This window comes from Ramlibacter sp. JJN2-2R (assembly GCF_057747835.1).
Window position 1 is genome coordinate 1,331,103 of sequence record NZ_CM173226.1, and the last position, 26,092, is coordinate 1,357,194.

Sequence of the window (26,092 nt, forward strand, 5' to 3'; positions counted from 1 at the left end):
AGGTGTTCCTTCCATGCCTTCCCTTCCCGCGCGCGGCGCCGCCGCCGCGATCCTGGCCATTGCCGCCGCTGCCGCCGGGGCGCAGCAGCCGCCCCGCGCCGCGACCCTGAAAGAGGTCACCGTCACCGGCAACCCGCTGGGCGACGACGACGTCACCACCCCGGTCGTGCGCTATTCCGGCACCGGGCTGCTGCTGCGCTCGCAGTCGACGCTGGGCGAAACGCTCAGCGGCACGCCCGGCGTCTCGAGCACCTACTTCGGGCCGAACGCCAGCCGCCCCGTGATCCGCGGCCTGGACGGCGACCGCATCCGCATCCTGAGCAACAGCGGCGCGTCGCTGGACGTCTCGAACCTGAGCTACGACCATGCCGTCGCCTCGGATCCGATCACGATCGAGCGCATCGAGGTGCTGCGCGGCCCCGGCGCGCTGCTGTACGGCGGCAACGCGGTCGGCGGCGTGGTGAACCTGATCGACAACCGCATCCCGCGCGAGCCGCTGCAGGCCGCGGCCGGGCGCGCCAACCTGGGCTACGCCAGCGGCAGCCGCGAGGCGAGCGGCGCCGTGATGGTCGAAGGCGGCAGCGACCGCTTCGGCCTGCACGCCGACGCGTCCAGCCGTCGCAGCGACGACGTCGCGGTGCCGGCCGAGCTGGCCTGCACGCAGGGCGGCGCCGCGCGCGTGCAGCGGCGCATCTGCAATTCCGCCGCCCGGACGCACAGCGGCGCCGCCGGCGGCTCGCTGTTCTTCGACGGCGGCTACCTGGGCGCCTCCCTCGCAGACTACCGCAGCGACTACGGCGCGGTGTCCGAGGACGAGGCGACCATCCGCATGCGCTCGACGCGCTCGGCGCTGGAGGGCGAGGTGCGCGGCCTGCGCGGGCCGCTGCAGTCGGTCAAGGCCCAGGCCAGCCACACGGACTACCGGCACACCGAGTTCGATGCCGGCGTGGCGGGCACGGTGTTCCGCAACCGTGGCGACGACCTGCGCGTGCAGGCCCGGCACGTCCCCATCGGGCCGTTGCGGGGCGTGGTGGGCCTGCAGCTGGAGCGCACGCGCTTTTCCGCGGACGGACAGGAGGCGTTCGCGCCGTACAGCCGCACGGGATCGGCGGCCGTCTTCGCGTACGAGGAGCTCGCGCGCGACTGGGGCAAGCTCAGCTTCGGGCTGCGCGGCGAACAGGTGAAGGTGGAGTCGCTCGGGCACCCGACGCTGGCACGCTTCGCACCGGGCAGCCGCAGCTTCTCGCCGCTGAGTGCCTCGGCCGGCGCCCAGTGGAAGTTGGCGCCCGAGTGGCAACTGAGCGCCAGCGTGGCGCGCACCGAACGGGCGCCCAAGGACTACGAGCTGTTCGCCGACGGCCCGCACCTGGCCACCGCCGCCTACGAGCTGGGCAACGCCGCGCTCGGCACCGAACGCTCGACCAGCCTGGACGCCGGCGTGCGCTGGCAGCGCGGGCCGCAGCGGATGGAAGCGCGCGCCTACAGCACCTCGTTCGCCAACTACGTCGCGCTGCTCGCCACCGGCGCCACGCGCGACGCCGACGGCCAGCCCCTGCCCGAGTTCGCCTACCGGCCGGTGCGCGCGCGCCTGCACGGCGTGGAAGCCAGCGGCAGCCAGCGGCTGGCCGCCTCGCCGGCGACGCTGGACCTGGAGTGGCGCGCCGACCTGGTGCGCGCCACCAACCTGGACGCCGGCGAGCCGTTGCCGCGCATCGCGCCCGCGCGCGTGGGCGCGACGCTGGTGTGGAACCGCGAGGCCTGGGGCGCGCGGGTCGGCTTCGACAGCTTCGCCGCCCAGCGGCGCGTGCCGGCGGCCGAGCGCCCCACCGCCGGCTACACGCTGTGGAACGCCGCGCTCACCTACCGCATGCAGGCCGGCCCTTCGACCCTGCTGTGGTTCGCGCGCCTGGACAACGCCACTGACAAGCTCGCCGCCAGCGCGACGTCGATCCTCACCCAGACCGCGCCCGGACGCGTGCCGCTGCCGGGCCGCAGCCTGAAGCTGGGCGTGCAGGCGGCGTTCTGAGCGTCAGTGGCGGGCTGCCGCCTGGGCGCCGAGCTCGTCGAGGATGGGGCAGTCGGGCCGCTCGTCGCCGTGGCAGCAGTGCACCAGGTGCTGCAGCGTGCGGCGCATCGCCTCCATCTCCGCCATCTTGCGAGTGAGGTCCTCGACGTGGCGGCTGGCGATGCGGCGCACGTCGGCGCTGCTGCGGCGCTTGTTCTGCCACAGGCGCAGCAGCTCGGCGATCTCGGCCATCGAGAAGCCCAGGTCCCGCGCGCGGCGGATGAAGCGCAGCGTGTGCACCTCGCTCTCGCCGTACTGCCGGTAGCCCGACTCCGTCCGGTGCACGGCCGGCAGCAGGCCGAGGGATTCGTAGTGGCGCACCATCTTGGCCGACACGCCCGAGCGGCGCGCCGCCTCGCCGATGTTGAACAGCTCCAGGGTCGCAGTCATCGCGCAGTCCCCTTCCAGCGGCGCAGCAGCAGCGCGTTGGTCACCACGCTGACGCTGCTGAAGGCCATCGCCGCGCCGGCGATCACCGGGTTGAGCCAGCCGAGCGCGGCGAGCGGGATGCCCACCACGTTGTAGACGAAGGCCCAGAACAGGTTCTGCCGGATCTTGGCGTACGTGCGGCGCGAGATGTCGATGGCGTCGGCCACGAGCGCCGGGTCGCCGCGCATCAGCGTCACGCCCGCGGCATGCATGGCCACGTCGGTCCCGGTGGACATCGCGATGCCCACGTCCGCCGCCGCCAGCGCCGGCGCATCGTTGATGCCGTCGCCGACCATCGCCACGGTCCGCCCGCCGGCCCGCAGTTCGCCGACGATGCGCGCCTTGTCCTGCGGCAGCACCTCGGCGCGCACCTCGTCGATGCCGAGCTGGCGGCCCACCGCGCCGGCCGCGCCCGCGTTGTCGCCCGAGACCAGCACGGTGCGCACACCCTGCGAGCGCAGGGCCCGCACGCCGGCCGCCGCGCTGGCCTTGACCGTGTCGCCGAAGGCCAGCAGGCCCAGCAGGCGCGGCGTTGCCCCCACGTCGGCCAGCCACGACACGGTCTGGCCCGCCGCCTGGGCCTGCGCCGCGGCGTCGCCGAGCACGCCGGTGTCGACGCCCAGTTCCTTCATCCAGGCCGAGCTGCCCAGGCGCAGCTCGCTGCCGGCGACGCGGCCGGAGATGCCGCGCCCGGCCACGGCCTGCACGCCCTGGGCGGCCGGCCCGGCCACTCCCTGCTCGCGCGCCGCCACCAGGACGGCGCGCGCCAGCGGATGCTCGCTGCCGGCCTGCAGCGCCGCGGCCAGCGGCAGCAGCGGCGCGCCGGCCCCCGGGGCCGCCATCGCCTGCACGAGGCGCGGCTTGCCTTCGGTGAGCGTGCCGGTCTTGTCGAACGCCACCACCTGCACCTTGTGCGCCACTTCCAGGGCCTCGGCGTCCTTGATCAGGATGCCGTGCCGCGCGGCCACGCCGGTGCCGGCCATGATGGCCGCCGGCGTGGCGAGCCCGAGCGCGCAGGGGCAGGCGATGACCAGCACCGCCACCGCGTTCAGGATGGCGTGCTCCCAGTCGCCGGTGGCCAGACCCCAGCCCACCAGCGTGGCGAGCGCGATGCCGATCACGACCGGCACGAACACGGCGCTGACCTGGTCGACCAGCCGCTGGATCGGCGCCTTCTTGGCCTGCGCCGATTCGACCAGCCGCACGATGCGCGCCAGCGTGCTCTCGGCGCCGAGCGCGGTGGCCTGCACCACCAGCAGGCCTTCGGCATTCATGGAGCCGCCCGTGACGGCGTCGCCCGGATGCTTGGCCACCGGCAGGCTCTCGCCGGTGATCATCGATTCGTCCAGGTGGCTGCTGCCTTCCAGCACGCTGCCGTCGGCCGGCACGCGCTCGCCGGGACGCACCACCAGCCGGTCGCCGGGAACGACCTGGGCCAGCGGCAGCTCGACCTCGCGGCCCTCGCGCTGCACGCGCGCGGTGTCCGGCCGCAGCGCGTTCAGCGCGCGGATCGCCTCGGTGGTCTGGCGCTTGGCGCGGCCCTCGAGCCATTTGCCGAGCAGCACCAGCGTGATCACCACGGCCGACGCCTCGAAGTACAGGTGCGGCATGCCGTGGCTGCCGTGCGCCAGCAGCATGTACACGCTCAGGCCGTAGCCGGCCGAGGTGCCCAGCGCCACCAGCAGGTCCATGTTGCCGCTGCCGGCGCGCAGGGCCGCCCAGCCGGCGCGGTAGAAGCGCGCGCCCAGCCAGAACTGCACCGGCGTCGCCAGAGCCCACTGCAGCCAGCCGGGCAGGGCCCAGTCACTGCCCGCGGCCATCGCACCCATCTGCAGCAGCAGCGGCAGCGACAGCAGGGCGGCCGCGAGGACCGGCCAGGCCGTGTGCAGGGCGGTGTCGCCCGCGCCGGCCGGCGCGTCCTCGCGCACCACGTGCGCCTGGTAGCCGGCCTTCTGCACCGCGGCGGACAGCGAGCCGATGTCGGTGCCGCCATCGAGCAGGCAGACCTCGGCGGTCTCGGTCGCGAGATTCACTTCGGCGCTGGCGACGCCGGGCACTTTCTTCAGCGCGCGCTCGACGCGGCCGACGCACGAGGCGCAGGTCATGCCGTCGATCTGGAGCCGGACGGCCGGGCCGGAGGGGAGCGTTGCAGTGGTCATGGCAGTAGTGTGAACCTTACCATCATGGAAAGGTCAAGCGCCTGGCCGGAAAGCCGGTGCCGGCGTGGGGCCGGCGCCTCGCCCGGTTGACCTTGCCCCTGTGGCAACCTCCAGGATGACGCTTCCATCGAACCCAAGGAGAACCCGGATGCATGAATTCAAGCTGCCCGCGATGAGCTGCGGCCACTGCGTCAACGCCGTGACGGAGGCCGCCCACGAGGTGGACTCCCAGGCGCGCGTGGAGGTCGATCTCGCCCGCAAGGAAGCGCGCGTGGAGTCGGCGCAGCCGCGCGAGCGGTTCGTCGCCGCCCTGACCGAGGCGGGCTACACGCCGGCCTGAGGCGTCACTCGACCCGGACGGTCCGCAGCCGCAGCGCGTTGGCGATCACGCTCACCGAGGAGAGCGCCATCGCGGCGGCGGCGACCACCGGCGACAGCAGCAGCCCGAAGAACGGATACAGCACGCCGGCGGCCAGCGGCACGCCGGCGACGTTGTAGACGAAGCTCAGGAACAGGTTCTGCCGGATGTTGCGCATCGTGGCGTGCGACAGCCGGCGCGCGCGCACGATGCCCATCAGGTCGCCCTGGAGCAGCGTGATGCCGGAACTCTCCATCGCCACGTCGGTGCCGGTGCCCATGGCGATGCCCACTTCGGCGGCAGCGAGCGCCGGCGCATCGTTGACGCCGTCGCCGGCCATCGCCACCACGCGGCCTTCGCCGCGCAGTCGCTGGACGATGGCGGCCTTGTCCTCGGGGAACACCTCGGCCACGACCTCGTCGATCCCGAGCTGCCGGCCCACGGCCTGCGCTGTCGTCCTGCCGTCGCCGGTGAGCATCACGATCCGCACGCCGGCCTCGCGCAGCGCCTGCAGCGCGGCGGGCGTGGTGGCCTTGATCGGGTCGGCGATGGCCACGAAGCCGGCGAGCCGGCCGGCCACCGCGACGTAGATGACCGTCGCCGACCGGGCGCGCTGCTGCTCCGCGGCCGCATCGAGCGGCGCGACGTCGATGCCGTGCTCGGCCAGGAACCTGGCGGCGCCGCTGACCACCTGGGCCCCGCCGATCCGGCCGACCACCCCCTTGCCGACCGGCGAATCGAAGTCGGTGACGTCCGACAGCGCCAGCTGGCGTTCCTGCGCCGCCGCGAGCACCGCCATCGCCAGCGGGTGCTCGCTGGCGCGCTCGACGCTGGCGAGCTGGCGCAGCAGGTCGTCGGCGGCGAATCCGCCGGCCGGCTCGACGTGCACCACCCGCGGCCGCCCTTCGGTGAGCGTGCCCGTCTTGTCCACCACCAGCGTGTCGATTTTCTCCATCCGCTCCAGCGCCTCGGCGTCCCGGATCAGCACGCCGTGCTGGGCGCCGCGCCCCACGCCGACCATGATGGACATCGGCGTGGCCAGGCCCAGCGCGCACGGGCAGGCGATGATGAGCACGGCCACGGCGGCGACCAGCGCGTAGGAGAAGGCGGGACTCGGCCCCCACGTGAGCCATGCGACGAAGGTCGCGATGGCGACCAGCACGACGACCGGCACGAACCAGCCCGCCACCTGGTCGGCCATGCGCTGGATCGGCGCGCGGCTGCGCTGCGCGGCGGCCACCATGTGCACGATCTGCGACAGCAACGTGTCGGCGCCGACCTTCTCGGCCCGCATCACGAAGCCGCCGGTCTGGTTGATCGTGCCCGCGGTCACCTTGGACCCCGGTGCCTTGGCCACCGGCATCGGCTCGCCGGTGACCATCGATTCGTCGACGGTGCCCTTGCCCTCGGTGAGTTCGCCGTCCACGGGCACCTTCTCGCCGGGACGCACCCGCAGGCGTTCGCCGACCACGATGGCGTCGATCTGCAGGGTCTCGTCGCTGCCGTCGTCGTTCACGCGCACGGCGGTCTTGGGCGCGAGGTCGAGCAATGCCTTGATCGCGCCGGACGTCTTCTCCCGTGCCCGCAGTTCCAGCACCTGGCCGAGCAGCACCAGCACGGTGATCACCGCGGCCGCCTCGAAGTAGATCGCGACCGCGCCCTGCGGGTCGCGCAGCTCGGCCGGGAACAGGCCCGGCGCCAGCGTGCCGACCATGCTGTACAGCCAGGCCGCGCCCGTGCCCAGCGCGATCAGCGTGAACATGTTCAGGCTGCGGTTCACCACCGAAGCCCAGCCGCGGACGAAGAACGGCCAGCCCGCCCACAGCACGACCGGCGTGGCCAGCACCAGCTGGATCCAGTTGGACGTCTGCGAGCCGACCAGGTGGTGCAGGTCGACCAGGTGCCCGCCCATCTCGAGGACGACCACGGGCAGCGCGAGGGCCAGGCCGATCCAGAAGCGGCGGGTCATGTCGCGCAGTTCGGGGCTCTCGCCCGCTTCGCCCGTGGCGATGACCGGTTCGAGCGCCATGCCGCAGATCGGGCAGTGGCCCGGCCCCATCTGCCGGATCTGCGGATGCATCGGGCAGGTGTATTCGATCTCCTGGCCCGGCCGGGCCGGAGGGACGGGCACCCGCGCGGCGGCGTGGCCGTGGAGGTGGTGCGGGTGGCCCGCATGCTGCTCGGTCGGCATGGCGCGTTGCAAGGTGTTCTCCTCGTGCTGACTGGGCCCCGTCTCGTCCCCGGCCATGGATGGTGGGGCGGTGCCTTACTTGCGCGGCACGGCCGCCTCGCGGTCGACCATCATCTGCATCATCTGTTCCATCATGGCCATGCGGCGCTCCATCCTGCCGTGCATGTCCATCATGCCGCCCATGCCTTGCGGGCCCATGCCCGGTGCCGGTGCAGCGCCGCCGCGCGCCTGGGGCGCGGGCCCGCCCGGGCCGCCGGGGCCGGCTTGCGGACCGGGTCCGCCGGGCGCGGCGCCCATCGCACCCATGCCGCCCATGCCGCCCATGCCGCCCATGCCCTGGCCGGCGCCCATCGGACCCATCTGGCCCATCATGTCCATGCCGGACTGCATCAGCTTCATGTGCTCTTCGAGCAGTGCCTGGCGCTCGGCCGGCGTCCTGGCCGCCTGCATGCGATGGTGCATGTCCTGCATCCTGCGCATCTGCTCGGCGAAGCGGTCGCCCGCTGCGGGCCCGCCCGGCGCGGGGGACGCCGCCACGGGCGGCCCGCCGGCCGGATGGTGCGCCGCGTGATCCTCCTCGCCCACCTGGGCGGCGGTCGCGCAGCCGCCGAGGGCCAGCAGCACGACGAGGGACGAATAGTTCATGGCAATGCTCCTTGACTGGGATGCTCCAGCATGGACCGGGCCGGCGTCCGCCGCTTGACGGTCGTCAAGCGACGGTGCTGCCCGGCGCGACCGCGCTGGCTCAGGCGCAGCGGCGGGCCGCGCCGCCGCAACAGCAGCCACCGGCGGCGCTGGCGGGGGCCGGGTCGGACAGCGGCTCGGCCTGGTAGCTCGCGCCGCCGAGCGCGGCCAGCAGCGCGTCGTCCGTCGCGCTGCTGCGCACGCGGGCCGTGCGCTGGGCGACGTCGACTTCGACGGCGGCCGTGGGATCGACGCCGCGCACGGCGGCCGTGATGCGGGCGGCGCAGCTGCCGCAGTGCATGCCGGGGATGTGGAACGTGGTCATGGAAGCTCCTGGTGGTGACGCTCCCACTGTGAAGCTTCCCATGGTGGGAGGGTCAAGCGCGGCGGCTAGGGAGCGCGCTCCAGAAACGGTCGGACGGCCGCGGCCACGTCGGGCAGCACATCGATGGCATTGCTGGGATCGGGCACGGTATTGCAGGTCACGATGCGCTCGGCGCCCGCCTCCATGAGGTGCCGGCGCGCCTCGTCCGAGAACAGCGCATGGACGCCGATGCACAGCGGCGCGCGGCCGAACGCCGAGCGCACGTGGCGCACGGCCTCGGCCATGGTGTGGCCGCTGGAGATGATGTCGTCGATGAGCACGGGCGTGCGGCCCGCGGCGGCGCCGGGGTCGGGCAGGCTGATCTCCACATGGCGGTCGCCCAGCCGCGTCTTGGCGAGCACCTGCGCGGGGCAGCCGGCACGCCGCGCGACCTCGCCGGCCCACTGCTCGCTCTCGCTGTCGGGGCCGATGACCACCGGCCGCGGCACGTTGGCCGCCAGCCAGCGCGCGATCGCCGCGGCGCTGGCGACCACCGACGACGGGATCGTGTAGACGACGTCCAGCGACGGATGGCGGTGCAGGTGGGGATCGACGGTGACGAGCCAGTCGAACGCCTGCGAGACGAACCGGCCGAAGCTGCGCGAAGTCACCGCCTCGCCGGGCTGGAACCGCGCGTCCTGCCGCATGTAAGGCAGGTAGGGCGTGACGAGGCCCACGCACTTCGCGCCCATCTCGCGCGCGGTGTCGGCCATGTACCAGAGCCCCAGCGCCTGGGGGTCCGGGTCGCGCAGCGCCGCGACCAGCACCACCTGCAGGTCCTGCACGTCGCTGGCCAGGCGGAAGTACGACTCGCCGTCGGGAAAGCGGCGGTGTTCGACGGCGCCGACCGGCAGGGCCAGGTGCCGGCCCAGGCCGGCGGCCAGGCCCTCGGCGCCCGGCAGCGGCAGCAGGACGGCGCTCATGCCGGCCTCCCGACGACCAGCAGGTCCTTCTGGTGCGAGACGTAGTGGCGCGCGTAGTCCAGCTCGCCCCGGGTCTCGGCGTGCACGGTGAAGAGCGGCTGGCCGCGCTCGACGTGCCGGCCCAGCTGCACCTCCATGTGCACGCCGGCGGCGGGCGAGTGCGGCGCGCCGGCCAGCTTGGCGACCATGGCGATGCGGCGGTTGTCGATCGCGAGCACCGGGCCGGCCGCGCGCGCGAGCACCGGTTCGCGAAAGGGCGCGACGGGCGGGGCGCGCAGGCCGCCCTGGGCCTCGCAGATGGCGACGAACTGCGCCAGCGCGCGCCCGCTCTCCAGCGTGCTGCGCGCCAGCGCCATGCCTTCGCCCACCGGCGCGGCGCCGCCCATCTCGAGCAGCTGCGCGGCCAGGGTGAGGGCCCGCTCGCGCAGGTCGGCGGGCGCATCGGCCCGGCGCTCCAGCACCGACAGCACGTCGTGCGCTTCGAGGGCCGGCCCGATGCCGCGGCCCACGGGCTGGCTGCCGTCGGTCTGCAGCACGCGCAGCTGCAGGCCGATGGCGGCGCCCACGTCCACCAGCAGCGTCGCCAGCAGGTTGGCCGCCTCCGCGCTGCGGATCTTGGCCGTCGGCCCGACCGGGATGTCGAGCAGCACCTGCTGGGAGCCGGCGGCCGCCTTCTTGGACAGCACCGAAGCGACCAGCTGCGCCGTGGCGTCGAGGTCGAGCGGGCGCTCGATGCGGATCAGCACGTCGTCCGCGGGGCTGAGGTGCGCCGCGCCGCCCCAGACGATGCAGCCATGGTGGCGCTCGACCACGCGCTGCATCTGCCTGACGTCCAGCTGCACCGGCGCGAGCGTCTCCATCGCGTCCGCGGTGCCGGCCGGCGAGGTGATCGCGCGCGAGGACGTCTTGGGCATCGTCAGCCCGCAGGCGGTGACGATGGGGACGACCAGCAGCGTGGTCCGGTTGCCGGGCAGGCCGCCGACGCAGTGCTTGTCGACGATCGGCGAGAAGGGCCAGTGCAGCCGCTCGCCCACGTCGATCATCGCGCGCGTGAGCGCGATCGTCTCGTCGCGGTTCATGCGGTCGCCGGCGCAGGCGGTGATGAAGGCGGCCAGGTGCAGGTCCGACAGCCGGTTGCCCGCGACGTCGCGCATGATGGCCAGCAGCTGGTCGTAGTCGAGCCGCTCGCCATAGATCTTGCGCCGCAGGTAGTGCACCGAGCCGAGCACGGCCGGGTGCCGCACCTGCAGCGCCTCGCCGCCCGACACGGCGAGCGCGTTCCAGGCGGCCTCGGACAGGCCGGCCTCGCCGGGCGCCAGCCACTCGGCCATCACGTGGTGCACGGTGGCCACGACCTGCCGGCCGCGGTGCGTCAGCTCGACCCGGGCCTGGGCCGCGAATCCCTCGGCGCGGCAGATCTCGGAGTCCGCCCGCATGTAGACGATCGGCGCCTGGTAGGTGTCGATGCGGGCGCGCCGCGCGACCATGGTCGCGCCGGCGTCCGAGTGGGTGTCGCTGCCAGCCGTCATGGGCCGCAGTGTGGCCCAGTTCGGACCGGTCCGGTTGATCTGCCTCAGCCGGCCCGCTGGATGTCGGTGGCCAGGAACACGCCGTCCTGCTTCGCGGCCCGGAAGCGCACCTTGTCGCCCGCCCGCAGGCCCTCCAGCAGCGCGGGGTCGGCGACCTGGAACACCATGGTCATGCCGGGCATGTCCAGGTTGCGCAGCTCGCCGTGGCGCAGCGTCACCTTGCGGTTCTCGCGGTCCACGCGGCGCACCTCGGCGTCCACCCAGTCGGCGTCGGCCGCCTGCGTTGCCGGGGCCGCGGTCGCGGCGGGGGTCGTGGGGGCGGAGGAGCCCGCCTGGGCGTAGGCCGGCACGCCGGCCAGGGCCGCCGCGAGGGCGAGGACGAGGGTGGCGATCTTCATGCTTTCTTTCCCGGGTAACGTTGGAACACGGTGCTGGCGCCGCCGCGCTGCACCAGCAGGACCTCGTAGGCGTCCTGGCGGCCGCCGTAGGCCGCACCGTCCATGCCCGGCGAGCCGACGGGCATGCCGGGCACGGCGAGGCCGGCCGCCCGGGGCTTGTCCTCGAGCAGCCGGCGGATGTCGGCCGCCGGCACGTGGCCCTCGATGGCATAGCCGCCCACCAGCGCCGTGTGGCACGAGGCGTACTTGCGGTCGATGCCCAGCTTCTCGCGCATGGGGTGGTGGCCGCCGTCATGCACCTTGACCTCGAAGCCGTTGGCCTGCAGGTGCCGGACCCAGTCCTCGCAGCAGCCGCAGCCCTCGTCCTTCCAGACTTCGGCGAACAGCTTGCGCGGCTGCTGCGCGGCGGCGGACAGCGGCACGAGGGCGGCGGCGGCGGCGCCGGCCAGCAGGTGGCGGCGGGTGAGGGAGCGGTTCATCGCGAGGTCTCCTTGGGGGTGACGGTCAGGGCGCCGACCATGCCGGCGGGATAGTGGCCGGGCACCAGGCAGGCGAATTCGAAGCTGCCGGGCCGGTTGAAGTTCCACACCAGGCCGGCGTGGCCGCCCGGGGCGACGTGGACCATGTGCGCCTCGTCGTGCTCCATGCCGGGGTTCTTCTCCATCAGCGCCGCATGGCGCTGCAGTTCGTCCGGGGTGCCCAGCACCATCTCGTGCAGCACCTTGCCCCGGTTGCGCAGCTCGAAGCGCACGACCTCGCCCTCCCGCACACGGATGCGGGAGGGGGAAAAGCGCATGTCGTCCGTCATGGTGACGACGATGGTCCGGCCGGGCCGGCGGCCCGGAGCGGCGATGCCCCAGTCCTGCTGCTCGGGCTCGGCGGCGGGCGCGGTGGCGCCGCTGTGGTGGTGGTCGTGATCGTGGGCGTGGTGGTCGTGGCCGCTGCCCGCCGCGAAGGCGAGCGGAGCGGCCGCGCACAGTGCCGCCGCGAAGGCGAGGGTTCGTCGTTGCATCGATCGTTCTCCTGGATTCAGTGGTGTCCTTCGTGGCCGGCGCCGGGCTTGCGCACGCGCACCTCGACGTCGCGGGCCGGCGTGGCGGGCGTGCTGCGCCGGGCCGGCGCCTTGGGTGCCTGCGGCAGCTGGCCGGTGAATTCATAGGCGACGGTGCCGGCGGGGTGCCGGTACCAGCCCGGGTCGCGGTAGTCGCCCGGCTTCTGGTCGCGCCGCACCTTCAGCACGGTGAACATGCCGCCCATGCCGACCGGGCCGAAGGGGCCCTGGCCGGTCATCATCGGCAGGGTGTTCTCGGGCAGCGGCATCGGCATGTCGGCCATGTCGGCCATGCCGCGCGTGCCCATCTCCATGTAGTCGGGCACCAGGCCGGTGATCTTGCGCACGGCCTCGCGCTGGTCGACGCCGATCATGGTGGGCACGTTGTGGCCCATCGCGTTCATGGTGTGGTGGCTCTTGTGGCAGTGCAGGGACCAGTCGCCTTCCTCGTCGGCGACGAACTCCATCTGCCGCATCTGGCCGACGCCGATGTCCACGCCCACCTCGGGCCAGCGCGCGCTGCGCGGCGTGGGCCCGCCGTCGGTGCCGGTCACGGTGAACTCGTGGCCGTGCAGGTGGATCGGGTGGTTGGTCATCGTCAGGTTGCCGAAGCGCAGGCGCACGCGGTCGCCGCGCCGCACGTTGATCGAGTCGATGCCCGGGAACACGCGGCTGTTGAACGTCCACAGGTTGAAGTCCAGCATGGTCATCGTCTTGGGCGTGTAGGCGCCGGGTTCGATGTCGTACGAGCCGAGCAGGACCACGACGTCGCGGTCCACCGGATCGATCAGCGGATGCCTGGCGCGCGGGTGCGTGACCCAGAAGCCCATCATCCCCATGGCCATCTGCACCATCTCGTCGGCATGCGGGTGGTACATGAAGGTGCCGGGGCGGCGGGCGACGAACTCGTAGACGAAGGTCTTGCCCGGCTCGATCGCCTTCTGCGTGAGGCCCGACACGCCATCCATGCCGTTGGGCAGGCGCTGGCCGTGCCAGTGGACGCTGGTGTGCTCGGGCAGGCGGTTGGTGACGAAGATGCGCACCCGGTCGCCTTCGACGACCTCGATCGTCGGCCCCGGCGACTGTCCGTTGTAGCCCCACAGGTGGGCCTTGAAGCCGGGCGCCATCTCGCGCACCACCGGCTCGGCGACCAGGTGGAACTCCTTGACCCCGTCGTTCATGCGCCAGGGCAGCGTCCAGCCGTTGAGGGTCACCACCGGGTTGTACGGGCGGCCGTCGGGCGGCGCCAGCGGCGGCATGGTGTCGGGCCGGGTCTGGATCGGCGGCTCGGGCAGGGCGGCCATCGCCGCGCGGTTCACGCCCGCGGCGGCCACGGCGCCGGTGATGGCGCCGGCGCCGCCGAGGAAACGTCGTCTGCTGTTGTCCATGGATCTGTCCTTCAATGGCCGGCGTCGGCCGCCGGGGCGCCGCCCGCGGAGGGCGTCGCGATCGAGCTGGTGATGGGGCGGCCGATCAGGGCCGCCGAGAGCGCGGCGTCGGCCCGCCAGAACTGCTGCTCGGCGCGGATGGCGGCCATGACGCTGGCCACCTGCTCGCGCGCGTCGGCCAGCAGCTCGAACACGCCGATCTGCATGCCGTTGTAGCGCAGCAGGTTCTCGTCGCCGATCGACTGGCGCAGCGGCACGATCTCGTCGCGCCAGTGGCGCGCCAGCTGCCACGCGGTGCGGTAGCCGGAGTAGTTCTCGCGCAGCTGGGAGGTCGCTGCGCGCGCCGCCGCGTCGTAGCGGTGGGCGGCGGCCAGGCTGCGTTCGTCCAGCGCCGCCCGCCTGGCGTCGCCCCAGTCGAACAGCGGCAGCCGGATGTCGACCTCGAAGCCGCGGCGGGTGTCGCGCGCGCCGGCATCGAACACCGTGTCGCGGCGCACGCCCAGCTCCACGTCCAGCAGGCTGGGCAGCAGGTTCACGCCGCGGGCGGCGCCGGCCGCCTGCAGCTGCTCGCGCGCCAGCCGCACGTCCAGCCGCTGCGCGAGCGCCTCCTGCGACACGTCGGCCGGCGCGCGCGGTTGCCCGGGCAGGTCGGGCAGGCGCTCGGGCAGCGCGAGCCGGCCGGCCTGCGCGTCGTCCAGCCCGAGCTGGCGCACCAGGGCCTCGCGGGCGGCCAGCGCCGTGTGCTGGGCCGCGGCCAGCTGCGCGGTCGCGTCGGCATAGAAGGCCTGCTGGCGCGCGCGTTGCAGCTTGCTGAAGTTGCCCGCCTGCTGCATGCGCTGGGCGAGTTCGGCGCTCGCATCGGCGGCCTGCTGCACCTGGCGTGCATAGCCCAGGGTCTGCTGCGCGGCGACGGCGTCGACCCACGCCTGCCGCACCGCGCTCACCTGCTCCACGACCGTCGCGGCCAGTTGCGTGGCCGCCTGCGCCTGCAGGTGCCGGGACACGGCCAGCCGCTGCGGCAGCGTGACCAGGTCCACCAGGCCGAACGACAGCAGGCGGCCGATCTCCAGCTCGCCGCCCAGGCGAAGGCGCTCGAAGCTGAACACCGGGTTGGCGATGCGGCCCGACTGCACGGCCTGGGCCTGGTCGGCCAGGCGCTCGGCCAGCAGCGCCTGCAGGGCGGGGCTGTTGGCCAGCGCCACGCGGACGGCGTCGTCACGGCCCAGCGGGCGGGACAGCAGTTCGTCGACCAGGCGCTGCTGCTCGGTGCGTTGCGCGCCGGTGCGCTGCAGTTGCAGGGCGCCGCCGGTGAAGCCCGCGGCAGTGTCGTTGGCCGACGCGATGGCGCGGTCGGCATCCAGGCTGGCGCAGCCGGCCAGCAGCGCGGCGGCGGCCAGGGGAGCGAGAAGGAAGGTGCGTCGCACGGCGGAGTCCCTTCAGTGCTGGTGCCCGTGCATGGGCGTGGGCGGCGCGGCCGGCGCCGCAGCCGGCGCGGATGCGGCCAGTGCCGGCCGGGCCGGGGCGGGGGCCGTCGCGGCGGGGGTGCCGGGTGCGTTGGATGCAGCGGGTGCAGCTGCGGCGGCGCGACGCGGCGCCGGCGTCACCGCGTCGTTGGTGGCGCGCCAGGGGGCGACCTGCTGGTCGGAGAACGGCCGGTAGCCGGAGAACGCGTCAGTGGGCGGCTCGGTGGCCGCGACGGCCAGCGCGGCCGGCCACAGGAGCAGGGCTGCGCGGAGGCAGGGACGATGCATGAAGGAACAACCTCGTGTCGATGCGACGGCATGACCGTGCGCGGGGCGCGCACGGCACGGGGCGGCACCTGGCGGTGCCGGACGACGAGGTCAGGCGCGTGGGGGCTTGTCGGGCACCGTGGGCGCCCGGCTGGCGAGGCGAGCCGGCGGCTCGCTGCCGAACCACTGCGGAGCGGCCAGGAGCGGCGCGGAGGCATGCATCACCGGCGGCGCGGCGCCGGCCTGGCAGCCGGACGCGCACACGGGGCAGTGGTGGCTGGCGCCGGCCTGGCCGTCGTGCGGGGTTGCGTCGTGCCCGTGCTGGTGGTCCGCCTGGGACGATGCCTGCTCGTGCGCCATGGCATGGTGCGTGGCGTGGTCGTCCTGGTCGTTCATCGATGCGCCGAGGCCGGACACCGCCGCGGCGGCGACGGCCGGTGTGCTTCCGCAGAACAGCATGGTCGCGGCCGCGAAGCCCTGCAGGGGCATCGCGGCCAGCAGCAGCCAGGCGAGGAGCACGCGGAAACGGGCCATCGACGCCATTCTAGTCAACGGCCCATGGCCGTGCCTTGCGGCAGGTCAGGGCGCCAGCCGCTCGCGCAGCCAGCCGCCATCCTGCGGCGTGTAGCGCAGGCGGTCGTGCAGGCGGCTCTTGCGGCCCTGCCAGAACTGCCACTGGTCGGGGACCAGCCGGTAGCCGCCCCAGTTCGGCGGGCGCGGCGGCTGCAGCAGGAACTGGGCGCCGTACTTCGCCGCGTTCGCCACCAGCACCGTGCGGCTGGCGATCACCTCGCTTTGCGGGCTGGCCCAGGCGCCGATGCGCGAATCCAGCGGCCGGCTGGCGAAGTAGTCGTCGCTCTCCTGGGCGCTGGTCTTCTCCACGCGGCCCTCGATGCGCACGACCCGCTCGAGTTCGACCCAGTGGAACTGCAGCGCCGCATAGGGGTTGCCGGCCAGTTCCTTGCCCTTGCGGCTGTCGTAGTTGGTGTACCAGACGATGCCGCGCGCGTCGTAGCCCTTGAGCAGCACCACGCGCGTGCTCGGGCGCAGGTCGCTCGCCACCGTGGCCACCGTCATCGCGTTGGGCTCCGGCACCTCGGCGGCGATGGCCTCGGTGAGCCACTGGTCGAACTGCCGCAGCGGGTCGGCATGGCTCGCGTCCTCGCTCAGCTCGGCGCGCTCGTAGCTCTTGCGCAGGTCGGCAATGCGGCTGGACGTGTCGCTCATGGGTCGATTGTGGCACTGCACCATCCCGCCCCCCGCGCCGGTGTCTCAGCCTGAGAACTTTGACGGGGGTTCAGGGTTAACCCGCTGAAGCTTTGCGAACCGCCCCCTAGGCTCGACGGCGAGCCCTCGAGGGAGGGCGCAGCGCGAAGGAGACGACGATGGCCGTGAATTTCAACCTCAATGGCAAGGCCGTGGCGGCCCAGGCCGAACCCGACACCCCGCTGCTGTGGGTGATCCGTGACGAACTGGGCCTGACCGGCACCAAATTCGGTTGCGGCGCCGCGCTGTGCGGCGCCTGCACCGTGCACCTGAACGGCAATGCCGTGCGCTCGTGCCAGACGCCGCTGTCGGCGGTGCAGGGCCAGAAGGTCGCGACCATCGAGAGCCTGGGGCAGGAGAACCGGCACCCGCTGCAGGTCGCCTGGATCAAGCACGACGTGCCGCAGTGCGGCTACTGCCAGTCGGGCCAGCTGATGAGCGCGGCGGCGCTGCTGGCGAAGAACCGCAACCCCAGCGACGCGGACATCGACGCGGCCATGAGCGGCAACGTGTGCCGCTGCGGCACCTATGGGCGCATCAAGGCGGCCATCAAGGATGCGGCCGGCGCGATGCGCAGCGCCTGAACGCAAGGAGCCCGCCATGACCAACTCCGCTTCCACCGCCCACGCCGTCGAGACCTCGCGGCGCGACTTCCTCAAGACCGCCGCCGTCGCCTCGGGCGGCCTGCTGCTCGGCGTGAGCCTGCCCGGCCTGCGCGACGCGCAGGCGGCCGGCACGCTGCACACCCCCAATGCCTGGGTGCACATCGCCGACGACAACACCATCACGCTCATCTCCGCCCGCTCCGAGATGGGGCAGGGCGTCTACACCTCGATGCCGATGCTGATCGCCGAGGAACTCGGCGTCGGCCTGGACCGCGTCCGCGTGGCGATCGCGCCGCCCGACACCAAGGCCTACGGCAACGCGCTGCTCGGCGGCCCGCAGCTCACCGGGGGCTCGACCTCGGTGCGCGACGGCTGGGAGAAGCTGCGCGTCGCGGGCGCCCAGGTGCGCGAGATGCTCGTCACCGCGGCCGCCGCGCGCTGGGGCGTGGACCGCGACCAGGTCAAGCCCGGCAACGGAATCGTCACCGGCCCCAGGGGCCTGAAGGCCACGTTCGGCGAACTGGCCGCCAGCGCGGCCACCATGCCGGTGCCCGAGAAGCCGCCGCTGAAGGATCCGAAGGATTTCCGCATCGTCGGCAAGCGCACCCGGCGCCTGGACACGCCGGCCAAGACCAACGGCACCGCCACCTTCGGCATCGACGTGAAGGTGCCGGGCATGGTGTACGCGGCGCTCGAGCAGTCGCCGGTCATCGGCGGCAGCGTCAAGAGCTTCGACGCGGCCAAGGCCAAGGCGATGCCGGGCGTCATCGACGTCGTGCAGATCCCCGACGGCGTGGCCGTGGTGGCCGACAGCTGGTGGCGCGCAGACAAGGCCCGCAAGGCGCTGCAGATCCAGTGGGACGACGGCCCCGGCGCGGCGCTGACCACGGCGTCGATGCTGGAAGGCATCCGGGCGGCGTCGGCCACGGGCAAGCCGCTGGAGGTCAAGAAGCAGGGCGACCCGGATGCGGTGATCGCGGCCTCGCAGCGCGTGGTGCGGCGCGAGTACGTGAGCCAGCTGCTGTCGCACTCGCCGCTGGAGCCGATGAACTTCACCGCGTCCTGGAAGGACGGCAAGGTGATGCTGATCGGCCCCACGCAGTGGCAGGACGGCGCGCAGGGCGCGGTGGCCAAGGCGCTGGCGGTCCAGCCGGGCGACGTGTCGCTGCAGACCACGTTCCTGGGCGGCGGCTTCGGCCGGCGCATCGACGTCGACTTCATCGTGCAGGCGGCGCAGATCTCCAAGGCCGTGAACCGGCCGGTGAAGCTGGTGTGGTCGCGCGAGGACGACATGACGCACGACTTCTACCGGCCGCAGGCGGTGCACCAGCTCGCCGCCGCACTCGGGGCGGACGGCAAGCCCGCGGCGATGACCTTCCGCATGACGTCGCAGTCGATCACCGGCCGCGTGTTCGGCCTGCCGGCCGAGGTGCAGGACCCGCTGATGACAGAAGCGGCGCTGGCGCCCTATGCCATCCCTGCCTTCCGCCACGACGTGGTCAAGCACGATGCGGGACTGCGCGTGGGCTACTGGCGCTCGGTGAGCCACCTGCTCAACGCGTTCGCCAACGAGAGCTTCATCGACGAACTGGCGCGCGAGGCCGGCCAGGACCCGTACGCCTACCGCCTGGCCCTGGTGCAGGACAAGCCGCGCTTCGCCAACGTGCTGAAGCTGGCCGCCGACAAGGCCGGCTGGGGCAAGCCGCTGCCGGCCGGGCGCGCGCGCGGCATCGCGCTGATGGAGGGCTACGACACCTACATGGCGCAGGTGGCGGAAGTCAGCCTCGACAAGGACGGCGCCGTGAAGGTGCACCGCGTGACCTGCGCGGCCGACCTGGGCCGCATGGTCAACCCGGACACCGTCGAGGCCCAGATCCAGTCCAGCATCGTCTTCGGCATGGGGCCCGCGCTGATGCAGGAGATCACGGTCGACAAGGGTCGCGTGCAGCAGACCAACTTCCACCAGTTCCCGGTCGTGCGCATGCACGAGGCGCCGGCGATCGACATCGTGCTGGTCGACAGCACCGAGAAGCCCGGCGGCATCGGCGAGCCCGCGACGGCCGTGGTGGTGCCCGCCATCGCCAACGCCGTGGCGGCGCTCACCGGCGCCCGGGTGCGCAAGCTGCCGATCACCGCCGAGGCGATCCGCGGCGCGAAGGCGTGACCGCGCTGCCCGTCGTGCTCGTGCTCGCCTCCGGCCGGGGCGAGCGCTTCCTGGCCTCCGGCGGGCAGGGGTCCAAGCTGCAGGCGCCGCTGGGCGGCAGGCCGGTGCTGGAGCGCACGCTCGACGCCGTGCGCGCGAGCGGCCTGCCCTGGCACGTCGAGGATGCCGGCCATCCGGGCATGGGCGACTCGATCGCTGCCGCCGTGCGCGCCACGCGCGGCGCGCCCGGCTGGCTGGTGCTGCCGGGCGACCTGCCGCTGGTGCGGCCGCAGACCCTGCGCCGCGTCGCGCAGGCGCTCACCGGTGCCGAGGTCGTGGTGCCGGTTTTCCAGGGCCGGCGGGGGCATCCCGTGGGCTTTCCGCGCGACTGCGGGCCGGCGCTGGCGGCGCTCGCCGGGCCCAAGGGAGCGGCCTCGATCGTGCAGGCGAGCGCCGTGACCGAGCTGCCGGTGGACGACGAGGGCATTGCCATCGACATCGACACCGTCGACGCCCTGCGCGAGGCCGAGCGGCTGCTGCGGCAGCGCGGCGGCTAGGCGCTCACGCTCACTGCGCGGTCCAGCCGCCGTCCACCGGGATCGCAGTCCCGGTGAGGTTGTGGGCGGCGGGCTCGCACAGCCAGGTGACCACGCGGGCGATCTCCTGCGGCAGCGAGGTGCGCTGGCTGGGTTGCTTTTCGCGCAGCAGGTCGCGGATGGCCTCGTCGCGGGTGGCGCCGAGCGCGGCCGCGCGGGCCTCGATCTGCGGCTGGATGATGGCCGTCTCGGTCCAGCCGGGGCAGACGCAGTTGACCGTGACCCCGCCGCTGGCGCGCGAGCCGGCGCCCGCATATTCCAGCGCGGCCACCCGGCTCAGTCCCACCAGGCCGAACTTGGCGGCCACGTAGGGCGCCTTGTTCACCGAGGCCACCAGGCCGTGCACGGACGCGATGTTTACGACGCGCCCGTAGCCCGCCTCGGCCATCCTGGGCAGCAGCAGGCGCATGGTGTCGAAGGCCGCCGAGAGATTGATGGCGACGATCGCGTCCCAGCGATCGCGCGGCATGTCGGCCAGCGCCGCCGTGTGCTGGATGCCGGCGTTGTTCACCAGGATGTCGATGGCGCCGCCTTCGAGCGCGGACTGCACCAGCGCCTCCACCTGCGCGGCCTCGCGCAGGTCGTGGGTGAAGGCGTCCACGCGCGGCGCGCCGGCGGCCAGCAGCGTGCGCCTTGCCTCGTCGATCGCCGCCGGGTCGGCCAGGCCGTGCAGGACGACGGCGCAGCCCTGCGCCGCCAGCGCCTCGGCGATCGCCAGGCCGATGCCCTGCACCGAGCCGGTCACCAGGGCCCGCCGGCCCGCGAGGAGGGGGGAAGTCATTCGGGTTGCTCCTTCAGTTGCTGGCGCAGCGCGGTCTTGAGCACCTTGCCGTAGTTGTTCTTGGGCAGCGCGTCGACGATCACGTAGCGCTTGGGCCGCTTGAAGCGGCCGATGTGCTCGAGGCAGACCGCGTCCAGCGCCGCCGTCTCGATGGCCTGGCCCGCCCGCGGGACCACGAAGGCGACGACCACCTCGCCCCACTCGGGGTCGGGCGCGCCGACCACGGCCACCTCCGCCACGCCGGGGGCGAGCAGCAGCACCTCCTCGACCTCGCGCGGGTAGATGTTGGAGCCGCCGCTGATCACCAGGTCCTTGCTGCGGTCGCGCAGGGTGAGGAAGCCGTCCTCGTCCAGGCTGCCCATGTCGCCGGTGAAGAGCCAGCCGTCGCGCACCGCCGCGGCGGTGGCCTGCGGATCGCGCCAGTAGCCCAGCATCACCGTGTCGCCGCGCAGCAGCACCTCGCCCGTCTCGCCGGTGGGCAGCGGCCGGCCGTCGGCGTCGGCCACGCGCACTTCCACCGGCGACTGCGCGACGCCCACCGAGGCCAGCCGGTGCGCGTGGCGCGGGTGCGCGGTGTCCAGCAGGTGCCGGCGGGCGAGGGCGGTGCCCGCCATCGGGCTTTCGCCCTGGCCGTAGATCTGCACGAAGCGCGGCCCCATCACGCGCAGGGCGCGGCGGATGTCCTGCTCGTACATCGGCGCGCCGCCATAGACGATGGTCTTGAAGCCCTCGCCGTCCAGCCCGTGCGCCTCGGCATGGTCGACCAGCCGCTTGACGATGGTGGGGGCGGCGAACATCGAGAGCCGGCCGACGCTGCGCGCCAGCGCGAACATCTCGGCCGGCTCGAAGCCGCCGGAGGCCGGCACGACGTGCCGCGCGCCGGCCAGCATGTGCGGCAGGGCATAGATGCCGGCGCCGTGCGACATCGGCGCGCCGTAGACGATGGCGTCCTGCGGATCGATGGGGTCGACGTCCACGAAGTAGCCCAGTGCCATGGTCAGCAGGTTGCGGTGCGAGAGCATCACGCCCTTGGGCTTGCCGGTGGTGCCGCTGGTGTAGAACAGCCACGCCAGGTCGTCGGGGGCGCGGTGTGTCATCTCGATGGCTTCGGGCGCGAGCAACGCCTCGTACTCGGCGCTGTCGACGTCGATGGTCCGGCCGGGCGCGGCCAGGCCCTGACCGACGTCCTCGGTCACGAACGCCCAGGCCGCCTCGGCGTGGTCGGCGATCCACTGTGCCTCGCGCAGGTGCAGCTTGGCGTTCATCGGGACCGTCGCCAGCCCGGCCCACCAGCAGGCGTACATCAGCTCCAGGTAGGCGGGGTGGTTGCGCAGGAACAGGGCGACGCGGTCGCCCGGCTGCAGGCCGGCGCCGCGCAGCGCCGCGGCGCGGCGGGCGACCCGGTCGGCGAGCTGCCCGTAGGTCCACAGGAGTCGGTCGCCCAGGAGCAGCGCCGGGCGGTCGGGGTCCATGCGCGCGATGCGCGCGAGCGAGGCGGCCAGGTTCATGGCGCCTCACGATAGCCGCGCGGCGTGCGCCCCGCCAGAGCGTAGAAGTACCTCAGGGCCGGCCCTAGGCCGGTGCGCGGCTCAGGCGCCGACCAGCCGGGCGACCAGCTCGCCCTGGTTGCCCGCGCCCAGCTTCTTCATCAGCCGGGCGCGGTGCGCCTCGACCGTGCGCGGGCTGATGCCCAGCGTGCGCCCGATCTCCTTGCTGCTCGCGCCGGCCACCAGTTCGCGGGCGATCTCGCGCTCGCGGGCGGTGAGCTCGCCCGCCACCGGGCGGCGGGCCGACAGGTCCTCGAACATCCAGACCGCGCAGGCGAAGGGGTCGCTGCGGTCGACGGCGCGGCCGGCGACGTGGCACCAGAACAGGCTGCCGTCGCGGCGCTTCATGATCCGCTCGTCGCTGTACATGCCGGTCTCGCGCATCACCGGCAGCCCCTGCTGGCCGATCTGCTCGTATTCGTCGCGGCTCGGATAGAGCGGCACCAGCGGCAGGCCCAGCAGTTCGCCCGACGGGTAGCCGAACATGCTGCCGAAGGCCGCGTTGCACAGGGTCAGGATGCGGCGTTCGGTCACGCACAGGCCCACGGGCGAGAGCTCGAAGGCCAGGCGCAGGGCGTCGTTCGGAGTCGGGGGCGGGGTCATCGGGCGGGCCATCGGCGTCGGGGCCGCATTCTGCCGCGCCAGCCCGTCACCGCGCGTGCGGCCCTGGTGATGACGGCGCAGGCCGGGTGCCGGCCCGCAGGTGGTCAATCCCGGACCAGGCGCAACAGGCGTTCGAGGTGGCGGTCGCGGATGTTGTGGCGCTCGAGCTCTTCCAGCGTGCGGGCCGCGTATTCCAGCGTGGTGCCGTACTTGCCGCAGGCATCGGCAAAGATGCGGCGGTACTGTTCCTCGGTGAGCACGCCGGTGTGGCTGGGGCTCTTGCGCGAGAGCGTGAAGGCCAGGGCCTGCACCGGGCCGTGCAGGGTGTGGCAGGCCAGCCAGCGCGGGTCGTACACCCCCATCACCATCTCGCGTGCCCACAGGCGGGTGAGCACGGCGGCGCCGTCGGCCTTCGGGATGCGGAATGCCACGCCCTGGCAGCTGCCGCCGGTGAGCAGGCCGAACACCAGGCCGGGGCAGTCGGGCGTGCCGCGGTTGATGCGGCTCCACATCTTGAGGGCGCGGTGCCAGCCCTGCACGCGGGCCGGCCGCCGCTCCGCGTACTCGAATTCCGGCCGCCAGATGAGCGAGCCGTAGCCGAAGACCCAGAGGTCCTCGTGCCCGCCCCAGTCGGCGAGCGCCTTCTCCAGCATCGGCAGCGGATCGCGCAGCGGCTTGAGGTCCATGCCGAAACTGTAGCGCTGGCGGCCGCCGGCCGGTCACCAGTGGTCACCACGGCATGAACGCGGCGCTGCCTTGCGGGTAGGATGCCCAGTTCCCTTTGCAAGACCGCAACACCATGTCCCTGCACCCCGTCGTGGCCCGGGTCACCGACCGCATCCGCGAGCGCAGCGCCAATGGCCGCACCCGCTACCTGCAGCTGGTCGACCGGATGGCCGCACGCGAGCGCGGCAGCGACCGCCTCGGCTGCGCCAACGTCGCGCATGCCGTGGCCGCGCTGCCGGCGAACGACAAGCTCAAGGTGGTGGCCGAACGGGCGCCCAACCTGGCCATCGTCACCTCCTACAACGACATGCTCTCGGCGCACGCGCCCTACGCCCGCTATCCGGACGTGATCAAGGACGAGGCGCACCGCCAGGGCGCCACTGCCCAGGTCGCCGGCGGCGTGCCGGCCATGTGCGACGGCGTCACCCAAGGCACGCCGGCGATGGACCTGTCGCTGTTCTCGCGCGACGTGATCGCGATGGCCACCGCCGTCTCGCTCAGCCACGACATGTTCGACGGCGCCCTGATGCTGGGCATCTGCGACAAGATCGTCCCCGGCCTGCTGATCGGCGCGCTGCACTTCGGCCACCTGCCCACGGTGTTCGTGCCGGCCGGGCCCATGCCCAGCGGCCTGTCCAACAGCGACAAGGCCAAGGTGCGCGAGCTGGCCGCGCAGGGCAAGGTCGGCCGCGCCGAGCTGCTGCAGGCCGAGCAGCAGGCCTACCACTCCCCGGGCACCTGCACCTTCTACGGCACGGCCAACAGCAACCAGATGCTGATGGAGGCCATGGGCCTGCACGTGCCGGGCGCCGCGTTCGTCAATCCGGGCCAGGAGCTGCGCGAGGCGCTCACGCGCGAGGCGGTGCGCACGCTGCTGGGCAACGTCAAGGCCCGGCGCTTCACGCCGATCGGCCGCCAGGTGGACGAGCGCTGCATCGTCAACGCGATGGCGGCGCTGCTGGCCACCGGCGGGTCGACCAACCACCTGATCCACTGGGTGGCGGTGGCCCGCTCGGCCGGCATCTCGATCGACTGGGACGACTTCGCCGAGCTGTCGTCGGTGGTGCCGCTGCTGGCGCGTGTCTACCCGAACGGGCAGGCCGACGTGAACCAGTTCCAGGCCGCCGGCGGGCCGGGCTATGTGCTGCGCGAACTGATGGACGCCGGGCTGCTGCACGAAGACGTGCTCACCGTGCGCGAGGGCGGCCTGCGCGAGTACACCCGCGAGCCGGAGCTGGGCGACGGGCTGCAGTGGCGCGACATCGGGCCCTCGCGCGATGCGGCCGTGGTGCGCCCGGCGGCGGAGCCCTTCAGCCGCACCGGCGGGCTGCGGCTGCTCAAGGGCAACCTGGGCCGCAGCGTGATCAAGGTCTCGGCGGTGCCCGACGACCGCCACTTCATCGAGGCGCCGGCGCGCATCTTCGACACCCAGGAGGCGCTGCTGCAGGCGTTCCAGGCCGGCGAGCTGGAAGACGCCTGCCGCTCGAACGGCGCCAACGGGCTGGTGTGCGTGGTGCGCTGGCAGGGGCCGCAGGCCAACGGCATGCCCGAGCTGCACAAGCTCACGCCGCCGCTGTCGGTGCTGCAGGGCAAGGGCTACCGGGTCGCGCTGGTCACCGACGGGCGCATGAGCGGCGCGTCGGGCAAGGTGCCGGCGGCGATCCACGTCTCGCCCGAAGCGGCGGCCGGCGGCCCGCTCGCCCTGCTGCGCGACGGCGACGTCGTGCGGCTCGATGCCAGCCACGGTCGGCTGGAGGCGCTGGTGCCGCACGAGGACTGGATCCGGCGCGAACCGGCCCGCATGCCGCCGGCGCAGCACGAGGACAACGGCATGGGGCTGGGGCGCGAGCTGTTCGGCGCCTTCCGGCGCAACGCCGCGGAAGCGGAAGAGGGAGCGTGCACATGGCTGTGACCCGCGGAGGCATCCTGACCCCGCTGGACGTGATGAACGACGCGGCGGTGATTCCCGTCATCGTGCTGGACGACGTCGCGCATGCGGTGCCGCTGGCGCGCGCGCTCGTGCAGGGCGGCATCCGCATGCTCGAGGTGACGCTGCGCACGCCCGCGGCGATCGACTGCATCCGGGCGATCGCCAACGAGGTGCCGGCGGCTGTCGCCGGCGCGGGCACGGTGCGCAGCGCGGCCGACGCGCGGGCGGCGCTCGAGGCGGGCGCGCGTTTCGCCGTCAGCCCCGGCTACACGCGCGCGGTGGGCGACACCTGCCGCGAGCTCGGGCTGCCGCTGCTGCCCGGCGTGGCCACCGGCAGCGAGGTGATGGCGGCGCTGGACGGCGGCTACACCGAGCTCAAGTTCTTCCCGGCCCTGCAGGCCGGCGGGGTGCCGATGCTCAAGGCTTTCGGCGGCCCGTTCCACGACGTGCGCTTCTGTCCGACGGGGGGTATCCACGCGGGCAATGCGCACGAGTTCCTCGCCTTGCCCAACGTGGTGTGCGTGGGCGGCTCGTGGCTCACTCCGCCGGACCTGGTCCGGCGCGGCGACTGGGCCGCGATCACGGCGCTGGCGCGCGAGGCCGCCGCGCTGCGCCGCGCCTGAGCA

26 protein-coding genes are annotated in these 26,092 nt (G+C 73.4%); 7 read left to right on the forward strand and 19 right to left on the reverse strand.

Annotation, left to right across the window (positions count from 1 at the left end):
- Positions 1–13: 13 nt before the first annotated feature.
- Positions 14–2,026 carry a TonB-dependent receptor gene (locus AC3ANR_RS06565; RefSeq protein ID WP_488291076.1) on the forward strand — a complete coding sequence of 671 codons (2,013 nt, stop codon included), beginning with the start codon at positions 14–16 and terminating at the stop codon, positions 2,024–2,026.
- Positions 2,027–2,029: 3 nt separating this feature from the next.
- Here AC3ANR_RS06565 and cueR read toward each other — a convergent pair whose 3' ends face one another.
- Both cueR and AC3ANR_RS06575 read right to left on the reverse strand, forming a co-directional pair.
- Positions 2,030–2,455, reverse strand: a complete 426-nt coding sequence (gene cueR / locus AC3ANR_RS06570; protein ID WP_488291077.1) for a Cu(I)-responsive transcriptional regulator — start codon at positions 2,453–2,455, stop codon at positions 2,030–2,032.
- Positions 2,452–4,653, reverse strand: coding sequence for a heavy metal translocating P-type ATPase (locus AC3ANR_RS06575; RefSeq protein WP_488291078.1), 2,202 nt, complete (start codon positions 4,651–4,653; stop codon positions 2,452–2,454). Before AC3ANR_RS06575 ends, cueR begins: the two co-directional genes overlap by 4 nt.
- A 148-nt stretch (positions 4,654–4,801) precedes the next feature.
- On the opposite strand from AC3ANR_RS06575, the gene AC3ANR_RS06580 reads away from it, so the two are divergent.
- Positions 4,802–4,993, forward strand: coding sequence for a heavy-metal-associated domain-containing protein (locus AC3ANR_RS06580; protein ID WP_488291079.1), 192 nt, complete (start codon positions 4,802–4,804; stop codon positions 4,991–4,993).
- Positions 4,994–4,997: 4 nt separating this feature from the next.
- Here the strand turns inward: AC3ANR_RS06580 and AC3ANR_RS06585 are convergent, their stop codons facing one another.
- The 13 genes from AC3ANR_RS06585 to pdxH form a co-directional block, all read right to left on the reverse strand.
- Positions 4,998–7,202, reverse strand: a complete 2,205-nt coding sequence (locus AC3ANR_RS06585) for a copper-transporting P-type ATPase (RefSeq protein ID WP_488291759.1) — start codon at positions 7,200–7,202, stop codon at positions 4,998–5,000.
- Positions 7,203–7,277: 75 nt separating this feature from the next.
- Positions 7,278–7,847, reverse strand: a complete 570-nt coding sequence (locus AC3ANR_RS06590; RefSeq protein ID WP_488291080.1) for a hypothetical protein — start codon at positions 7,845–7,847, stop codon at positions 7,278–7,280.
- 100 nt (positions 7,848–7,947) lie between these two features.
- Complete coding sequence (locus tag AC3ANR_RS06595) at positions 7,948–8,211, reverse strand: heavy-metal-associated domain-containing protein (RefSeq protein ID WP_488291081.1); 264 nt, start codon at positions 8,209–8,211, stop codon at positions 7,948–7,950.
- Between the two features lie 65 nt (positions 8,212–8,276).
- The gene (locus AC3ANR_RS06600; RefSeq protein WP_488291082.1) at positions 8,277–9,173 is read right to left on the reverse strand and encodes a ribose-phosphate diphosphokinase; all 897 of its coding nucleotides are present in this window, start codon (positions 9,171–9,173) and stop codon (positions 8,277–8,279) included.
- A complete protein-coding gene (locus AC3ANR_RS06605; protein ID WP_488291083.1) occupies positions 9,170–10,702 on the reverse strand; it encodes a thymidine phosphorylase family protein in 1,533 nt (510 codons plus the stop codon). The genes AC3ANR_RS06600 and AC3ANR_RS06605 overlap by 4 nt, the downstream gene beginning before the upstream one ends.
- A gap of 44 nt (positions 10,703–10,746) precedes the next feature.
- The gene (locus AC3ANR_RS06610; RefSeq protein WP_488291084.1) at positions 10,747–11,100 is read right to left on the reverse strand and encodes a copper-binding protein; all 354 of its coding nucleotides are present in this window, start codon (positions 11,098–11,100) and stop codon (positions 10,747–10,749) included.
- On the reverse strand, positions 11,097–11,579 hold the full coding sequence (locus tag AC3ANR_RS06615; protein WP_488291085.1) for a DUF411 domain-containing protein: 483 nt from the start codon (positions 11,577–11,579) through the stop codon (positions 11,097–11,099). Before AC3ANR_RS06615 ends, AC3ANR_RS06610 begins: the two co-directional genes overlap by 4 nt.
- On the reverse strand, positions 11,576–12,112 hold the full coding sequence (locus tag AC3ANR_RS06620; RefSeq protein ID WP_488291086.1) for a cupredoxin domain-containing protein: 537 nt from the start codon (positions 12,110–12,112) through the stop codon (positions 11,576–11,578). The genes AC3ANR_RS06615 and AC3ANR_RS06620 overlap by 4 nt, the downstream gene beginning before the upstream one ends.
- 17 nt (positions 12,113–12,129) lie before the next feature.
- Complete coding sequence (locus tag AC3ANR_RS06625; protein WP_488291087.1) at positions 12,130–13,539, reverse strand: multicopper oxidase family protein; 1,410 nt, start codon at positions 13,537–13,539, stop codon at positions 12,130–12,132.
- A gap of 11 nt (positions 13,540–13,550) precedes the next feature.
- The gene (locus AC3ANR_RS06630) at positions 13,551–14,963 is read right to left on the reverse strand and encodes a TolC family protein (protein WP_488291088.1); all 1,413 of its coding nucleotides are present in this window, start codon (positions 14,961–14,963) and stop codon (positions 13,551–13,553) included.
- A 12-nt stretch (positions 14,964–14,975) separates the two neighbouring features.
- Positions 14,976–15,290 (reverse strand): hypothetical protein, encoded by a 315-nt coding sequence (locus AC3ANR_RS06635; RefSeq protein WP_488291089.1) that lies wholly within the window; start codon positions 15,288–15,290, stop codon positions 14,976–14,978.
- A 90-nt stretch (positions 15,291–15,380) separates the two neighbouring features.
- Positions 15,381–15,803: a hypothetical protein gene (locus AC3ANR_RS06640; RefSeq protein WP_488291090.1), complete on the reverse strand. Its 423-nt coding sequence runs from the start codon at positions 15,801–15,803 to the stop codon at positions 15,381–15,383.
- A gap of 45 nt (positions 15,804–15,848) precedes the next feature.
- The gene (gene pdxH / locus AC3ANR_RS06645) at positions 15,849–16,496 is read right to left on the reverse strand and encodes a pyridoxamine 5'-phosphate oxidase (RefSeq protein WP_488291091.1); all 648 of its coding nucleotides are present in this window, start codon (positions 16,494–16,496) and stop codon (positions 15,849–15,851) included.
- Positions 16,497–16,654: 158 nt separating this feature from the next.
- Here pdxH and AC3ANR_RS06650 point away from each other — a divergent pair, with 158 nt between their 5' ends.
- The 3 genes from AC3ANR_RS06650 to AC3ANR_RS06660 are packed head-to-tail and all read left to right on the forward strand — an operon-like array spanning position 16,655 to position 19,840.
- Positions 16,655–17,119, forward strand: a complete 465-nt coding sequence (locus AC3ANR_RS06650; protein ID WP_488291092.1) for a (2Fe-2S)-binding protein — start codon at positions 16,655–16,657, stop codon at positions 17,117–17,119.
- Between the two features lie 16 nt (positions 17,120–17,135).
- Positions 17,136–19,304, forward strand: a complete 2,169-nt coding sequence (locus AC3ANR_RS06655) for a xanthine dehydrogenase family protein molybdopterin-binding subunit (protein WP_488291093.1) — start codon at positions 17,136–17,138, stop codon at positions 19,302–19,304.
- Positions 19,301–19,840, forward strand: a complete 540-nt coding sequence (locus AC3ANR_RS06660; protein ID WP_488291094.1) for a nucleotidyltransferase family protein — start codon at positions 19,301–19,303, stop codon at positions 19,838–19,840. The genes AC3ANR_RS06655 and AC3ANR_RS06660 overlap by 4 nt, the downstream gene beginning before the upstream one ends.
- Positions 19,841–19,850: 10 nt before the next feature.
- Here the strand turns inward: AC3ANR_RS06660 and AC3ANR_RS06665 are convergent, their stop codons facing one another.
- From AC3ANR_RS06665 to AC3ANR_RS06680, 4 genes are all read right to left on the reverse strand, one after another.
- Complete coding sequence (locus AC3ANR_RS06665) at positions 19,851–20,660, reverse strand: 3-hydroxybutyrate dehydrogenase (RefSeq protein ID WP_488291095.1); 810 nt, start codon at positions 20,658–20,660, stop codon at positions 19,851–19,853.
- A complete protein-coding gene (locus AC3ANR_RS06670) occupies positions 20,657–22,168 on the reverse strand; it encodes an AMP-binding protein (RefSeq protein ID WP_488291096.1) in 1,512 nt (503 codons plus the stop codon). Before AC3ANR_RS06670 ends, AC3ANR_RS06665 begins: the two co-directional genes overlap by 4 nt.
- Before the next feature lie 81 nt (positions 22,169–22,249).
- Positions 22,250–22,810, reverse strand: a complete 561-nt coding sequence (locus tag AC3ANR_RS06675) for a LuxR C-terminal-related transcriptional regulator (protein ID WP_488291097.1) — start codon at positions 22,808–22,810, stop codon at positions 22,250–22,252.
- A gap of 104 nt (positions 22,811–22,914) precedes the next feature.
- Positions 22,915–23,496, reverse strand: a complete 582-nt coding sequence (locus tag AC3ANR_RS06680) for a gamma-glutamylcyclotransferase (protein ID WP_488291098.1) — start codon at positions 23,494–23,496, stop codon at positions 22,915–22,917.
- 113 nt (positions 23,497–23,609) lie between these two features.
- On the opposite strand from AC3ANR_RS06680, the gene edd reads away from it, so the two are divergent.
- Together edd and eda are read left to right on the forward strand one after the other, a co-directional pair.
- Positions 23,610–25,448, forward strand: coding sequence for a phosphogluconate dehydratase (edd, locus tag AC3ANR_RS06685; RefSeq protein ID WP_488291099.1), 1,839 nt, complete (start codon positions 23,610–23,612; stop codon positions 25,446–25,448).
- Positions 25,439–26,089: a bifunctional 4-hydroxy-2-oxoglutarate aldolase/2-dehydro-3-deoxy-phosphogluconate aldolase gene (eda, locus tag AC3ANR_RS06690; protein ID WP_488291100.1), complete on the forward strand. Its 651-nt coding sequence runs from the start codon at positions 25,439–25,441 to the stop codon at positions 26,087–26,089. Before edd ends, eda begins: the two co-directional genes overlap by 10 nt.
- Positions 26,090–26,092: the final 3 nt, after the last annotated feature.